The 14294-nt window shown below is 61.2% G+C and carries 15 protein-coding genes; 12 read left to right on the top strand and 3 right to left on the bottom strand.

All coding sequences use genetic code 11. The annotated features are described in order from the left end of the window. Window positions 1-1741: Rne/Rng family ribonuclease (locus VFE81_RS12715; RefSeq protein ID WP_325044931.1), on the bottom strand; the 1741-nt coding region annotated here is incomplete at its 3' end. 732 nt (window positions 1742-2473) lie between these two features. On the opposite strand from VFE81_RS12715, the gene VFE81_RS12710 reads away from it, so the two are divergent. The 4 genes from VFE81_RS12710 to VFE81_RS12695 are packed head-to-tail and all read left to right on the top strand — an operon-like array spanning window position 2474 to window position 5598. After that, entirely contained in the window at window positions 2474-3508 is a 1035-nt protein-coding gene (locus VFE81_RS12710) for an RluA family pseudouridine synthase (RefSeq protein ID WP_325044932.1), read from the top strand. Next, window positions 3501-4160: an HAD-IIIA family hydrolase gene (locus VFE81_RS12705; RefSeq protein WP_325044930.1), complete on the top strand. Its 660-nt coding sequence runs from the start codon at window positions 3501-3503 to the stop codon at window positions 4158-4160. The genes VFE81_RS12710 and VFE81_RS12705 overlap by 8 nt, the downstream gene beginning before the upstream one ends. Next, window positions 4157-4561, top strand: coding sequence for a Rieske (2Fe-2S) protein (locus VFE81_RS12700; RefSeq protein WP_325044929.1), 405 nt, complete (start codon window positions 4157-4159; stop codon window positions 4559-4561). The genes VFE81_RS12705 and VFE81_RS12700 overlap by 4 nt, the downstream gene beginning before the upstream one ends. Before the next feature lie 32 nt (window positions 4562-4593). Further along, window positions 4594-5598 (top strand): S49 family peptidase, encoded by a 1005-nt coding sequence (locus VFE81_RS12695; protein WP_325044928.1) that lies wholly within the window; start codon window positions 4594-4596, stop codon window positions 5596-5598. A 110-nt stretch (window positions 5599-5708) separates the two neighbouring features. Here the strand turns inward: VFE81_RS12695 and VFE81_RS12690 are convergent, their stop codons facing one another. Continuing rightward, entirely contained in the window at window positions 5709-6428 is a 720-nt protein-coding gene (locus tag VFE81_RS12690; protein WP_325044927.1) for an SAM-dependent methyltransferase, read from the bottom strand. Further along, the gene (locus VFE81_RS12685) at window positions 6428-7042 is read right to left on the bottom strand and encodes a Maf-like protein (protein WP_325044926.1); all 615 of its coding nucleotides are present in this window, start codon (window positions 7040-7042) and stop codon (window positions 6428-6430) included. Before VFE81_RS12685 ends, VFE81_RS12690 begins: the two co-directional genes overlap by 1 nt. A 223-nt stretch (window positions 7043-7265) precedes the next feature. Here VFE81_RS12685 and VFE81_RS12680 point away from each other — a divergent pair, with 223 nt between their 5' ends. From VFE81_RS12680 to fabF, 8 genes are all read left to right on the top strand, one after another. After that, window positions 7266-7910, top strand: coding sequence for a DUF177 domain-containing protein (locus VFE81_RS12680; protein WP_325044925.1), 645 nt, complete (start codon window positions 7266-7268; stop codon window positions 7908-7910). A gap of 101 nt (window positions 7911-8011) precedes the next feature. Beyond that, window positions 8012-8191, top strand: a complete 180-nt coding sequence (gene rpmF / locus VFE81_RS12675) for a 50S ribosomal protein L32 (RefSeq protein ID WP_006051932.1) — start codon at window positions 8012-8014, stop codon at window positions 8189-8191. Between the two features lie 172 nt (window positions 8192-8363). Further along, on the top strand, window positions 8364-9470 hold the full coding sequence (gene plsX / locus VFE81_RS12670) for a phosphate acyltransferase PlsX (RefSeq protein ID WP_325044924.1): 1107 nt from the start codon (window positions 8364-8366) through the stop codon (window positions 9468-9470). Next, window positions 9470-10459, top strand: a complete 990-nt coding sequence (locus VFE81_RS12665) for a beta-ketoacyl-ACP synthase III (protein WP_325044923.1) — start codon at window positions 9470-9472, stop codon at window positions 10457-10459. The genes plsX and VFE81_RS12665 overlap by 1 nt, the downstream gene beginning before the upstream one ends. A 111-nt stretch (window positions 10460-10570) precedes the next feature. After that, window positions 10571-11506 carry an ACP S-malonyltransferase gene (fabD, locus tag VFE81_RS12660; protein WP_325044922.1) on the top strand — a complete coding sequence of 312 codons (936 nt, stop codon included), beginning with the start codon at window positions 10571-10573 and terminating at the stop codon, window positions 11504-11506. A gap of 72 nt (window positions 11507-11578) precedes the next feature. Then, window positions 11579-12328: a 3-oxoacyl-ACP reductase FabG gene (fabG, locus tag VFE81_RS12655; protein ID WP_325044921.1), complete on the top strand. Its 750-nt coding sequence runs from the start codon at window positions 11579-11581 to the stop codon at window positions 12326-12328. A 151-nt stretch (window positions 12329-12479) separates the two neighbouring features. Then, window positions 12480-12719 (top strand): acyl carrier protein, encoded by a 240-nt coding sequence (gene acpP, locus VFE81_RS12650; protein ID WP_004197638.1) that lies wholly within the window; start codon window positions 12480-12482, stop codon window positions 12717-12719. Between the two features lie 326 nt (window positions 12720-13045). Further along, the gene (fabF, locus tag VFE81_RS12645) at window positions 13046-14284 is read left to right on the top strand and encodes a beta-ketoacyl-ACP synthase II (protein WP_325044920.1); all 1239 of its coding nucleotides are present in this window, start codon (window positions 13046-13048) and stop codon (window positions 14282-14284) included. The last annotated feature ends 10 nt before the right edge of the window (window positions 14285-14294 follow it).

Below are 14294 nucleotides of genomic sequence, written 5' to 3'. Positions count from 1 at the left end.
CCGGTGCGGCCGGCTGCACGCCGAACAGATTCTTCAACCAGCCGATAAAACCGCCGCCGGCCGGTGTGACTGCCACCGGAGCCGGGGTTGCCGCAGGACGGACCGGCGCGCTCGGGGCCGGCTTCTCAGGCGTGATGCCCTTGACCGCGGCTTCCTGCTTCGGCTTCACTTCTTCGGCGCGCTTGCTGTAACCGGTTTCCGATTCCAGTTCGCGGGCGGCTTCTTCGGCCATTTTCCACGAAGCGCGCGGCTCGTCGAGGCGCGCATCGTCGTGACGCAGGCGCTCGAGCTTGTAGTGCGGCGTATCAAGGTGCTTGTTCGGGATCAGAACGACGTTGACCTTGAAGCGCGATTCGATCTTGTTGATTTCCGCGCGCTTTTCGTTCAACAGAAAGGCGGTCACTTCGACCGGCACCTGGCAATGGATCGCCGCGGTGTTTTCCTTCATCGCTTCTTCCTGAATGATCCGCAGCACTTGCAGCGCGGACGATTCGGTATCGCGGATGTGGCCCGTGCCGTTACAGCGCGGGCACGTCACATGGCTGCCTTCCGACAAAGCCGGACGCAGACGTTGACGCGATAGTTCCATCAGGCCGAAGCGCGAGATCTTGCCCATCTGGACGCGCGCACGGTCGTGCTTCAAAGCGTCTTTCAGGCGTTGCTCGACTTCACGTTGGCTCTTGGCCGATTCCATGTCGATGAAGTCGATCACGATCAGGCCACCCAGGTCGCGCAGGCGCAACTGGCGGGCCACTTCGTCGGCGGCTTCGAGGTTGGTGCGTGCAGCCGTTTCCTCGATGTCGGCGCCCTTGGTAGCGCGCGCCGAGTTCACGTCGATCGCGACCAGTGCTTCCGTATGGTCGATCACGATGGCGCCGCCGGAGGGCAGCGGCACCGTGCGCGAGTACGCGGTTTCGATCTGGTGTTCGATCTGGAAGCGCGAGAACAGCGGCACGTCGTCGTGATACCGCTTCACCTTACTGACATTGTCCGGCATCACGATGTCCATGAAGGCGCGGGCCTGGTCATGGATTTCGGTGGTGTCGATCAGGATTTCGCCGATATCCGGCTGGAAATAGTCACGAATCGCGCGGATCACCAGGCTCGATTCGAGGTAAATCAGCATCGGCTGGCCGCTCGAACCGCTTTGCGAAGCGGCCTCGATGGCGCGCCACAGTTGCATCAGGTAGTTCAGGTCCCACTGCAGCTCTTCGGCGCTGCGGCCAATACCGGCCGTGCGCGCGATGATGCTCATGCCTTCCGGCAATTGCAGCTGCGCCATGGTTTCGCGCAGTTCCTGGCGGTCGTCGCCTTCGATCCGGCGCGATACACCGCCGCCGCGCGGGTTGTTCGGCATCAAAACGAGATACCGGCCGGCGAGCGAGATGAAGGTGGTGAGGGCTGCGCCCTTGTTGCCGCGTTCTTCCTTTTCGACCTGAACGATCAGTTCCTGGCCTTCGCGGAGGGCGTCCTGGATGCGCGCGGAGCGCATGTCGACGCCGTCACGGAAATACTGGCGGGCGACTTCCTTGAACGGCAAAAAGCCGTGGCGGTCTTCGCCGTAGTTGACGAAACATGCTTCGAGCGAGGGCTCGATGCGGGTAATGATGCCCTTGTAAATATTGCCTTTGCGCTGTTCGCGCCCGGCGGTTTCGATGTCGATATCGATGAGTTTTTGCCCATCGACGATGGCGACGCGCAGTTCTTCCTGCTGCGTCGCGTTGAACAACATTCGTTTCATTGAACGGCTCCAGGCGGCTTAGCTAGCCCTCGGCTGCGCGGTTGTCAGTCGCGAGAGCCAGGAGGGCAGCGGCATGCCGCGCCTTATTGTGTTTTCACAAGCACGCTGGAGCGGGAAAAATGGCAGGAGAATTGCCTGGGAGGGCCCGGCCCCATTGAAAAAGGGGCGCGGTGCCGCAGGGCACATGCGAACACGGCTTCAAATAATGACCCGACACGCCGCGGGTTCTGCCAGCAGACCTTCATAAGCCTTTTGTCCACTCGCGCCGGTGCGCCAACTGGGCGCGTGACCGGAGGGTCGAAGGCTGCGGTCATGCCGCAGCGGGAAGTTCGCGCAGTCGGCGCGTCTTTTCTCGCTGGGGGTGTCTCGCCTCATTTTGACGTCGCCATGTCTTGTACTTTCTACAAGACGCCTCGGGCGCACGCCGTATTTTCGCAACTCGCAGCTTCGTATAGCAGGGTGTCTGACCGCGCGATACTGAAGCTGAAAGTTAAATTCTTTTTTACCAAAATTCCGTTACCGTCGAAGCTGACCTTGACCGAACGCGCCTGTGGGCGCCGTCCCTGCCGGGCACTGACTTCGTGCGTGCAACATGTTGCATCTCATTTTCAGGGTGAGCAACCAGACCCCGGCGCAAGTAAAATAACGGTTTATCGCTTGCGCCTGCGCAATCCGCCCGAATTCCGGACACTGCGCCGGCCGCCGCAGACTGCTGGGCAAATTATATTCATAATGAAAGAGTTAGGCAAAATATCCCAGAAATCGGTCGCAAGCGACCAGGTCTCGATGATCGAGATCGACGACAGTGCGGCCGGACAGCGCATTGATAACTTCCTTTTGCGTGTCTGCAAAGGCGTCCCAAAAAGCCATATTTACCGCATCCTGCGGAGCGGGGAGGTGCGTGTAAATAAGGGCCGGATAGACGCGCAGTACCGCCTCGAGCTGGGCGACCTGGTGCGTGTGCCGCCCATTCGCGTCGCTCAACCGAACGAGGCGATCGCCCAGGCGCCGGTGCCGAGCGCCGATTTCAAAATTATTTTTGAAGACGAGCACATGCTCGTGATCGATAAACCGGCCGGCGTGGCGGTTCACGGTGGCAGCGGCGTCGCGTTCGGTGTGATCGAACAGATGCGCGAAGCGCGGCCGCAGGCGAAATTTCTCGAATTGGTGCATCGGCTGGACCGCGAGACGTCCGGCATCCTGATGCTCGCCAAGAAGCGCACCGCGCTGGTCAATCTGCACGAGCAGATTCGCGAGAACAAGATGGATAAGCGCTACTATGCGTGCGTCCACGGCGAATGGGCGAGCGACTGGGGCCGCCGCCGCGCGGTCAAGGAGCCGCTGCATAAATATTTGACCGCGGACGGCGAACGGCGCGTGCGCGTCCAGGCCGATGGCCTCGCGTCGCACACGGTCTTCAATCTGATCGACCGCTGGCCGGAATATGCGCTGCTCGAGGCGGAACTGAAGACCGGTCGCACGCATCAGATTCGCGTCCATCTGCAGCATCTGGAGCTGCCGATCGTCGGTGATACCAAATACGGCGATTTTGCGCTGAACAAGGTGCTGGCCCGCGCCAACGCCAAGCCTGGCCTGAAGCGCATGTTCCTGCACGCTTACCGTCTTAAGCTGACGCACCCGGCAACCGGCGCGCCCGTGCAGTTCGAGGCGCCATTGCCAGCCGAATGCCGCAGTTTCGTTGCGCAGCTCAATGAATTACGTGAATTACGAAGTGGGTCAAACCCGGAGACGACACCGCATGGCTAGAGAGCAATTTGATTTGATCGTCTTCGACTGGGACGGGACGCTGATGGATTCGACCGCGCACATCACGCGCAGCATCCAGGCAGCGTGCCGCGATCTCGGTCTGCCGGTTCCCGCCGACGAGGCCGCCAGCTATGTGATCGGCCTCGGTCTGCGCGACGCGCTGCAAATCGCCGCACCCACGCTCGATCCGGCCGATTACCCGCGTTTGGCGGAGCGCTATCGCTTCCATTATTTGGTGAAGGATCAGACCACCGAACTGTTTGTCGGCGTGCGGGAGATGTTGCAGGAATTGCGCGATCAAGGTTATTTGCTGGCGGTGGCGACCGGCAAGAGTCGCGTCGGGCTGAACCGCGCGCTCGATCAATCGCGTCTGACGAGTCTGTTCGACGGCACCCGCTGCGCGGACGAAACCTTCTCCAAGCCGCATCCGGCCATGCTGCACGAGCTGACGCGTGAACTGGGGCAGGATCCGGCGCGCACGGTGATGGTCGGCGATACGACGCACGATCTGCAAATGGCGATCAACGCTGGCGTTGCGGGTATCGGTGTCACATACGGCGCGCATCCTGCCGGCTCGTTGACGGCTTTGTCGCCAAAATTCGTTGCGTCGAGCATCAGCGACCTGTCCGGCTGGCTGCGAGAGAACGCATGAATACGGGTACGACCGAAGCGGTGGCGCAGGCCGTTCGCATTTGCGCCTCCGAAGAACTGGTCGACGGCGGTGCTGGCGTGCGGCGCGCAGCCAGGCTTGGCAGCGACGACGTGGTGGTTTTTTTTGTTCGCTATGATGGCCATGCATACGGCTATTTGAATCGCTGCGCCCACGTGCCAATGGAGCTCGATTGGGCTGAAGGGCAGTTCTTTGAATCGTCCGGTTTATACTTGATGTGCGCTACACATGGCGCGATTTACGCGCCTGATACGGGCAAATGCGTAGGCGGTCCATGCCGCGGCGGCCGGTTGCGTCCCGTCCAGGTTGACGAGCGGGATACGCCCGAAGGCCGCGCCGTGTTCTGGCTGCCCGACGGCGAACTGCGCCCGGCCACGCCCTGATTTTCTCCTCTTCGACTTTTCCACTGCACCGCATGTCCGACAATTTGACTCCCGAACCGAAGGAACCGTCCCTGACAGGCCGCCCCCCCACGCCTGCCGATGAGCCGGGCTGGGAGCGCGCCGCGCTTGAGCGCATTGCGCTTGCGGCAATCAATGAACAGCGCGCGGCACGGCGCTGGAAGATTTTCTTCCGCTTTGTGTTCCTGATCGTCGTGCTGGTGGCGATATGGGGCGTCTTCGATTTCTCCGGCGACAAGGTCACGACCACGGGCCGGCATACGGCAATGGTGACGCTTGACGGCGAAATCTCTGCTGATACGAATGCGAACGCCGAAGATATCAACACTGCGTTGGAAAGTGCGTTCGACGATGCGGGCACGGCAGGCGTGATTCTGCGCTGTAACAGCCCGGGCGGCAGCCCGGTGCAGGCGGGCATCATCTATAACGAGATTCGCCGGCTGCGTGCCAAGTATCCGGCGATCCCCCTGTATGTGGTGGTCGGCGACATGTGTGCGTCGGGCGGCTATTACGCAGCAGCGGCAGCCGACAAGATTTACGTGGACAAGGCGAGCATCGTCGGTTCGATTGGCGTGCTGATGGACAGCTTCGGTTTTACTGGCTTGATGGACAAGCTGGGAATCCAGCGCCGCCTGCACACCTCGGGTGAGAACAAGGGCTTTTTCGATCCGTTCTCACCGGAAACGCCGAAGATGGACGAACATGCGCAGGATATGCTTGACCAGATCCACACCCAGTTCATCGACGCCGTGCGTGAGGGCCGCGGTAAGCGCCTGCACGAAACGCCGGACATGTTCTCGGGCCTCTTCTGGACGGGTCGGAAGAGTGTCGAACTGGGTCTTGCAGACGGTTTCGGCGACGCGGACTACGTCGCGCGCGATCTCTTCAAGGCACCGGATATCGTCGACTATACGGTCAAGGAGAGCATTACGGACCGCGTGGCACGCAAGTTCGGTGCGGCGGTCGGCAGTGGCGCCGTTCACGCGATGGCGCTCGGCGGGAAGATGAGCTTGCGGTGATTCAATACGGAAAAAGCCCCGTGCGATCGAATGTTGATCGCACGGGGCTTTTCTGTTTTTTGCCGTTAAACAGCGACCGGCGAGCTGATCGATTTGAGGCGGCGCAGCGATCAGACGGCGAGGATCAGGAAAATTGCCGGCCGCTTGTGCAGATCGATCGCCGGTTTTTTCTTCCAGTCGGCCACCGTGCGGCTGGCGATGGTTTCCGTCTCCAGCGTCAGATCGACGGCGACGCACACTAGCGTGGACGGCGCGCACGTCGCCAGCAAGGTGTCGAGCAACGCGCGATTCCGATACGGCGTCTCGATAAAGATCTGCGTTTGCTTGCCTTTGCGGGACTGTTGCTCCAGGTCGCGCAGACGCTTGGCCCGTTCCGTTGCGTCGACCGGCAGGTAGCCGTGGAACGCAAAGCTTTGGCCATTCAGGCCGGAAGCCATCAGCGCCAGCAGAATCGAACTCGGTCCGACAAACGGCACGACCTTCACGCCGCGCTCGTGCGCACGGCGCACCAGCAGGGCACCCGGATCGGCGACCGCCGGGCAGCCGGCCTCGGATACCAGGCCCGCGTCGGTGCCGGCCAAAAGCGGCGCGAGTAGTTTGTCGATCTCACCGGCCGGCGTGTTGACATTCAATTCGCGAATCTCGATTTCCTGGATAGGCTTTTCGGTGCCGACCTTCTTCAGGAAAGCGCGGGTGGTTTTCGCGTTTTCGCCGATGTAATAGTGCAGCGACGCCGCGCGGGCGCGCACCGGCGCGGGCAGGACGGCGTCGAGGGCGTCGGCATCGCCTTCGCCGAGCGTGTTCGGGATCAGATATAAGGTGCCGCTCATTACGCCCCCAGAAGTGGGTAACCCACTGCGAGCAGCATGCGCGACAGTGCGATCAACGGCAGGCCGACCAGCGCGGTCGGGTCGTCCGAGTGAATGGCATCAAGCAACGCGATGCCGAGACCTTCGGATTTGGCGCTGCCGGCGACGTCGTAAGGCGTTTCGGCGCGCAGATAGGCGTCCAGCGCGGCGTCCGGCAGGTCGCGGAATTGCACGCGGGTGATCACGTCGACGGCTTGCACCGCCCCCGAACGACTGTCGAACAGGCACAGTGCGCTATGGAACAGTACTTCGCGGCCGCGCATTGCCTGCAACTGGGCGAGCGCCTTGTCATGCGCGCCGGGCTTGCCGATCTGCAGGCCGTCATAAGTGGCAACCTGATCCGAGCCGATGACGAGTGCGGCTTCACCGGCGCCGAGTTTGTCTGCCACCGCGCGGGCTTTCGCCTCGGCGAGGCGCAGGGCGGTCACTTCGGGCGTTTCGCCGGTGAGCGGCGTCTCGTCGATTGCCGGCACGACGACTTCGAACGGAACGCGCAGGCGCTCGAGCAGCTCGCGACGATACGGCGAACTCGACGCCAGAATCAGGCGTGGCGGGCGATTGAGGGAATCTGGCATGGTCAACCCACGGCTAGAGAGGCGGGACGTACGGGGTTGCGCGGAATTCGCGCGTGTACGGGCTTAAGTGTTTGACTCGAAAAGACAAAACGGATATGATTTCGGGCTTTTCATCGGTATGCTATTGAGTGAGCGAACCTTTTTCTGAACTTCGCGGACCTAATTTGCAAGCCGTGCAAACCGATTTACCCTCGGCGAAATCCTTGCCGACGCAGGAGCGCACATGACTCAACATCCTGGCAACCCTGCTGGTCTGCCCGACCCGCATGATCTCGATCTGTTCGAATTTGCGCGGAGTGGGCGTCAGGCCGCGGGTGTCGTGCGCGTCTCGCAACTGCCGCGCATGTTAAACGAAGTCCCGGCAGAAGCGCCAGACCGCGATGCCGCGTTCACCTGGCAAGCCGAAGGGGCGATGCAGCCGGAATTGCAGGACGACGGCACTGAGGGTCCGCAGCCTTATTTAAGGTTGGCGGTTCACGGTGCTGCATGGCTCGAATGTCAGCGGTGCATGACGCCGTATCTGCAGACGTTCAATGTCGATGCAACTTACCGGATCGTCAACACTGAGGCGGAAGCCGAAGAGTTTCCGCTCGACGAGGATGAAGTCGAAGTGATCGTGGGCTCACGCCAGTTCGATCTCATCGACTTGATCGAAGAAGAGTTGCTGCTTTCCTTGCCGCTCGTGCCCAAGCACGAGGTTTGTCCCGAAGTGCACGAGAGCCTCGTCTCTGGTGTGGCTGGAGCAGAAGGCGAGGGCGACGAGGCTGCGCCGGACGAAGCTGGTGAGGGCGGTGAGCCCGAGCGGCCCAATCCGTTTGCGGCGCTCGAAAGTCTCAAGCGCGGTGAGCCGGACGACAAGAAGCACTGAACAGTTGCATGGGAGCGCGAAGCGGGCGCATTGGCCATTCGGTCGATGGCGGACACCGGGTCGGGCTGTGTTAGAATTCGGAAAATTTTTAGGAGTTAGTCATGGCAGTTCAACAAAATAAGAAGTCGCCGTCGAAGCGCGGTATGCACCGTTCGCACGATTTCCTGACGGCAGCGCCGCTGGCCGTGGAACCGAGCACGGGCGAAGTGCATCTGCGTCACCACGTTAGCCCGAACGGCTACTATCGCGGCAAGAAAGTCGTCAAGACGAAGAACGACTAATCGTTCCATTGCGTTGCGCCCCTTGGCGTTTCGCGTGGCGATCGGCTCGCTTGACATTTTCCCGGCTCGGCAAAAAGGCGGCATTCAACTGCCGCTTTTTTGTGTCGATCGCAGTTGGTGCTTTAGCGCTTGCTGCGGTCCCATGCAGGGCGTCTGAAATTCGTCGCACTCCATGACAGTAAAGCTCACGATAGATTGCATGGGAGGCGACCACGGCCCGTCCGTGACCGTTCCCGCTGCCGTCAACTTCGTTCGTTCGCATCCCGATGCCGAGCTGCTGCTCGTCGGCATTGAAAGTGCCATTCGTGCGCAGCTGAAGAAGTTGAAGGCTCAAGACCTGCCGGCGCTGACCGTCGTACCTGCTTCCGAGATCGTCGCCATGGACGATTCGGTCGAAGTCGCGCTGCGCAAGAAAAAAGACTCATCCATGCGCGTGGCGCTGAATCGCGTCAAGGAATGCGAGGCGCAAGCCTGCATTTCCGCCGGCAATACCGGCGCACTGATGGCGGTCTCGCGTTATGTGCTGAAGACGCTGCCGGGCATCGAACGCCCGGCGATCGCGTCTGCGCTACCCAATCCCACTGGCTACACGATGATGCTCGACCTGGGCGCCAACGTCGATTGCGAGCCGCAGCATCTGCTGCAGTTCGCGGAGATGGGGCACGCGCTCGTGTCCGCGCTCGAAGGCCGCGAGCGGCCCACCATCGGGCTGCTCAACATCGGCGAAGAAGTCATCAAGGGTAACGACACCATCAAGCGTGCCGGCGAACTGCTGCGCGCGAGTACACTTAACTTTCACGGCAACGTTGAAGGCAACGACATCTTCAAGGGCACGGTCGACGTGATCGTCTGCGACGGTTTTGTCGGTAATGTCGCGTTGAAAACGTCGGAAGGCCTCGCGCAGATGCTCTCCAACATCATCAAGGAAGAGTTCGGTCGCTCGTGGCTCACCAAGGTGATGGCGGTGCTCGCATTGCCGGTATTGATGCGCTTCAAGAAACGCGTCGATCATCGGCAATACAATGGGGCCGCATTGCTGGGCCTGCGCGGGTTGGTGATCAAAAGCCACGGCTCGGCGGATGCCTATGGGTTTGAGTGGGCTATCAAACGCGGGTATGATGCCGTCAAAAACGGCGTGCTGGAACGCCTTGCGCGAGCAATGGAAGAGAATGCAAATTCTCTGGAACAGGCGGCGCGCGACGCGAGCGGTGCGGGTCAAGCAAGCCCGATCGCAGGCCAGCCAGCCGAGCCCTACGCTGCGCAATCCTCGAAGGCATAATGGCTCAATCGACAATTTATTCCCGCGTGCTGGGCACCGGCAGCTACCTGCCGCCCGGGCGCGTCACCAATCAGGATCTGGCTGAACGTCTCGCCAAGCAGGGCGTCGAGACAAGCGATGAATGGATCGTTGCCCGCACGGGCATCCATGCGCGCCACTTCGCCGAACCCGATGTCGCCACCAGCGACCTGGCGCTGATCGCCTCGCAGCGCGCGATCGAAGCGGCTGATATCGATCCGCAATCCATTGATCTGATCATCGTTGCAACCTCTACGCCTGACTTCGTGTTCCCGAGTACCGCGTGCCTGTTGCAGAACAAGCTCGGCATCAAGAACCACGGCGCGGCATTCGACGTGCAGGCCGTCTGTTCCGGCTTCGCCTACGCGGTTGCGATGGCGGACAGTCTGATTCGCGGCGGCCAGCATCGCACGGCGCTCGTGATCGGCGCAGAAACCTTCTCGCGCATTCTCGATTTCAAGGACCGTACCACTTGCGTGCTGTTCGGCGACGGTGCGGGCGCGGTGATCCTGCAGGCGTCCGAAGAGCCGGGCGTGTTGGCGAGCGCTTTGCACGCCGATGGCAGCCATTCGAACATTCTCTGCACGCCGGGCAATGTGAACGGCGGTGTGATCGAGGGCAGCGCCTTCCTGCATATGGACGGGCAGGCTGTGTTCAAGCTCGCGGTCAATGTGCTCGAAAAGGTCGCGGTCGAGGCGCTTGCAAAAGCGAATCTTTCGGCTGATCAAATCGACTGGCTGATTCCGCATCAGGCCAATATCCGCATCATGCAAAGCACCTGCCGCAAGCTCGGCTTGCCGCAGGAACGCATGGTCGTCACGGTGGGCGAGCACGGCAATACGTCGGCTGCGTCCATTCCGCTCGCATTTGATGTCGCGGTGCGCGACGGCCGCATCAAGCGCGGCCAGAACGTGCTGATCGAAGGCGTCGGCGGCGGCTTCACGTGGGGCGCGTCGGTTATCCGCTACTGATAGCGGCGACGTTATGGCGAGCGCTTTTCGCGGCGCTCGAATACGCTTGAGCGCGCTCGCCATCAACCGGGCGCGCCACCCACATCTGACAACATCGATTTTGGGGACGAGATGAAATTTGCATTCGTTTTTCCTGGGCAAGGCTCGCAGTCGGTCGGCATGCTCAACGCATTCGCCGATCACGCGATCGTGCGTGAGACGGTTCAGGAAGCGTCCGATGCGCTCAATCAGGACCTCGGCAAGCTGATCGCCGAAGGCCCCGTCGAAGATCTGAACCTCACCACCAATACCCAACCGGTCATGCTGACCGCCGCGTATGCGTTTTATCGCGCGTGGCAGCAGGCGGGCGGCCCGAAGCCGGCCATCGTCGCCGGTCATAGCCTCGGCGAATACACCGCGCTGGTCGCGGCTGGCGCGATCGCGTTTCGCGATGCTGTGCCGCTCGTGCGTTTTCGCGCGCAAGCTATGCAAACGGCTGTGCCGGTAGGCGTTGGCGGTATGGCTGCGATTCTCGGCCTCGATGACGACACGGTGCGCGCGGTTTGCGCCGAAGCGTCGATCGCGGGCGTTGTCGAAGCGGTGAATTTCAACGCGCCGGCGCAAGTCGTGATCGCCGGTCACAAGGCTGCCGTCGAAAAAGCCTGCGAAGTCGCGAAGGCGAAGGGCGCAAAGCGGGCGTTGCCGCTGCCGGTATCGGCGCCGTTCCACTCGTCGCTGCTCAAGCCGGCGTCGGATCAATTGCGCGAGTATCTGGCCAGCGTCGACGTGCAGGTGCCGTCGATTCCGGTGATCAACAATGTCGACGTCGCGGTGGTCAACGAGCCGGCAAAGATCAAGGACGCGTTGGTGCGTCAGGCCGCGGGTCCGGTGCGTTGGGTCGAAAGCGTGCAGGCGATGGCGGCGCAAGGCATCACGCATGTGATCGAATGCGGTCCTGGCAAGGTCCTTGCGGGTTTGACGAAGCGCATTGACGGCAATCTGGTCGGCGCCTCGGTGTTCGATCCGGCTTCGCTCGAAGAAACGCTCAAGCTTGTGACTGCGGGCTGAACGCCGCGTCATAGGCCGCAAGACCGACATCAAGAATCAATCAGCCCTCCGAAAGGGCATCCGGACTGACAGATGGAAAAGACTCTCGACAAGCAAATCGCAATCGTAACGGGCGCGTCGCGTGGCATTGGCCGTGCAATCGCGATGGAACTGGCGCGCCAAGGCGCGACGGTGATCGGCACGGCGACCAGTGAAAGCGGCGCAACTGCGATTACCGAAGCATTTGCTGCAGCCGGCGTAAACGGCCGCGGCGCGGTGCTCAACGTGAACGACGCTGCAGCAGCCGAAGCGCTGATCGATGGCACTGTGAACGAATTCGGCGCGCTGCACGTGCTGGTGAACAATGCCGGCATTACGCAGGACCAACTCGCGATGCGCATGAAGGACGACGACTGGGACGCGGTGATCGACACCAATCTCAAGTCGGTCTTCCGTCTGTCGCGCGCCGTGCTGCGTCCGATGATGAAGGCGAAGGGTGGCCGTATCATCAACATCACGTCGGTGGTCGGCTCGGCCGGCAACCCGGGGCAGGTCAACTATGCAGCCGCGAAAGCGGGTGTGGCAGGCATGACGCGCGCACTTGCACGCGAGATCGGCAGCCGCGGCATCACCGTCAATTGCGTCGCGCCGGGCTTCATCGACACCGACATGACCAAGACGTTGCCGGAAGAGCAGCAAACCGCGCTGAAGACCCAGATTCCGCTCGGCCGCCTCGGCAGCCCGGACGATATCGCGCATGCCGTGGCGTTCCTCGCGTCGCCGCAAGCGGGGTATATCACCGGCACAACACTGCATGTGAACGGCGGAATGTACATGTCGTAACAAAATTCGGTTACTATCCGCGCCTTGATGCGTTTGCAAAAGCGTAAGGCGCATGCCTTGACAGGAACCCGATGCGCCTCTTTTTTGCCGGGTCAAACCTGATAAAATGCGCGCACCTGTATTTTTGAACTTCTTTTCCCTTGGAGGGGTAATGGACAATATCGAACAGCGCGTCAAGAAGATCGTCGCAGAACAACTGGGCGTTGCAGAAGCTGAAATCAAGAACGAAGCTTCGTTCGTGAACGACCTCGGCGCCGACTCGCTCGACACCGTTGAACTCGTGATGGCCCTCGAAGACGAATTCGGCATGGAAATTCCGGATGAAGAAGCCGAGAAGATCACCACCGTTCAGCAAGCGATCGACTACGCTCGCGCGAACGTCAAGGCCTAAAGTCATTCGCGCCTGCGTTTCTGCGTTGGCGGCGTATGACGCCCTGCCGTGCCGGTTTCCGGCGCCAGCAGGGCTGGCGCTTTTTGCCGTGCAGGAGCCAGCGATGTTGAAAGCGCAAGTTTCCGCGCGATTGCCGACTTTCAAGAAAACGCCGGGCCGCCTCGCGTTTTCCGCCCCGCAGGAAGTCCCCTTTGGGGATTACCCCCTCGGGGGGACCTGGTGTGAAGCACCAGGTGTGGGGGCGCTTAACAGCCACACGGCACACAGGGCAGGTTCCTGTGGCCGCTGTGGCTTTTGCTTTTGTCATCTATGAAAAAGGGGTTACCGTGAGCCGCCGTCGTGTTGTTGTTACAGGCCTGGGGCTGATTTCGCCTGTTGGCAATAATGTTGCCGACGGCTGGGCCAATCTGGTCGCCGGCAAGTCGGGTATTGCCAATATCACGAAGTTCGATGCGTCGAACTTTTCGACTCGTTTCGCCGGCGAGGTGAAGGGCTTCAATATCGAGGACTACATCCCCGGTAAGGAAGCGCGCCACATGGACACGTTCATCCATTACGGCGTCGCAGCCGGCATCCAGGCGATGCAGGACAGCGGTCTCGAAGTTACCGACGAAAATTCGGAGCGCATCGGCGTGGTGGTCGGTTCGGGCATCGGCGGCTTGCCGATGATTGAAAACACGCAGACCGAATTGCTGAATCGCGGCCCGCGCCGCATTTCGCCGTTCTTCGTGCCGGCGTCGATCATCAACATGATCTCGGGTCACCTGTCGATCAAGTTCGGCATCAAGGGTCCGAATCTGGCGATCGTGACCGCATGTACCACAGGTCTGCACTGTATCGGCGAGGCTTCGCGCCTGATCGAATACGGCGACGCCGACGTGATGATCGCTGGCGGTGCGGAATCCACCGTGTCGCCGCTCGGTGTCGGCGGCTTTGCGGCGGCGCGTGCGCTGTCGCAACGCAATGACGATCCGGCAACGGCGAGCCGTCCGTGGGACAAGGATCGCGACGGTTTCGTGCTGGGCGAGGGTGCCGGCGTGATGGTGCTCGAAGAGTACGAACACGCGAAGGCGCGTGGCGCGAAGATTTATGCCGAAGTCAGCGGCTATGGGATGAGCGGCGACGCCTATCACATGACTGCACCGCTGGAAGACGGCGACGGCGCTCGCCGCTGCATGCTGGCTGCCCTGAAGAACGCGGGCATCAACTCGGATCAGGTGAATTACCTGAACGCGCACGGCACGTCCACTCCGCTCGGCGATCTGGCTGAAACTACCGGCATTAAGCGCGCTTTCGGCGACCACGCCAAAGACATGGTTGTGAATTCGACCAAGTCAATGACTGGTCACCTGTTGGGCGGCGCCGGCGGTCTGGAATCCGTGTTCACCGTGCTGGCCGTGCACCATCAGGTGTCGCCGCCGACGATCAACATCTTCAATCAGGATCCGGCCTGCGATCTCGATTACTGCGCCAACACCGCGCGGGAGATGAAGATCGACGTCGCGCTGAAGAACTCGTTCGGGTTCGGCGGCACGAACGGCACGCTGGTCTTCAAGCGCGCCTGATCGTTTGGTG

This window comes from Paraburkholderia sp. (genome assembly GCF_035656215.1).
Classification (GTDB): Bacteria; Pseudomonadota; Gammaproteobacteria; order Burkholderiales; family Burkholderiaceae; genus Paraburkholderia.
The sequence above is the reverse complement of the archived record's forward strand: the minus strand, read 5'-3'. Positions and strand labels throughout refer to the sequence as shown.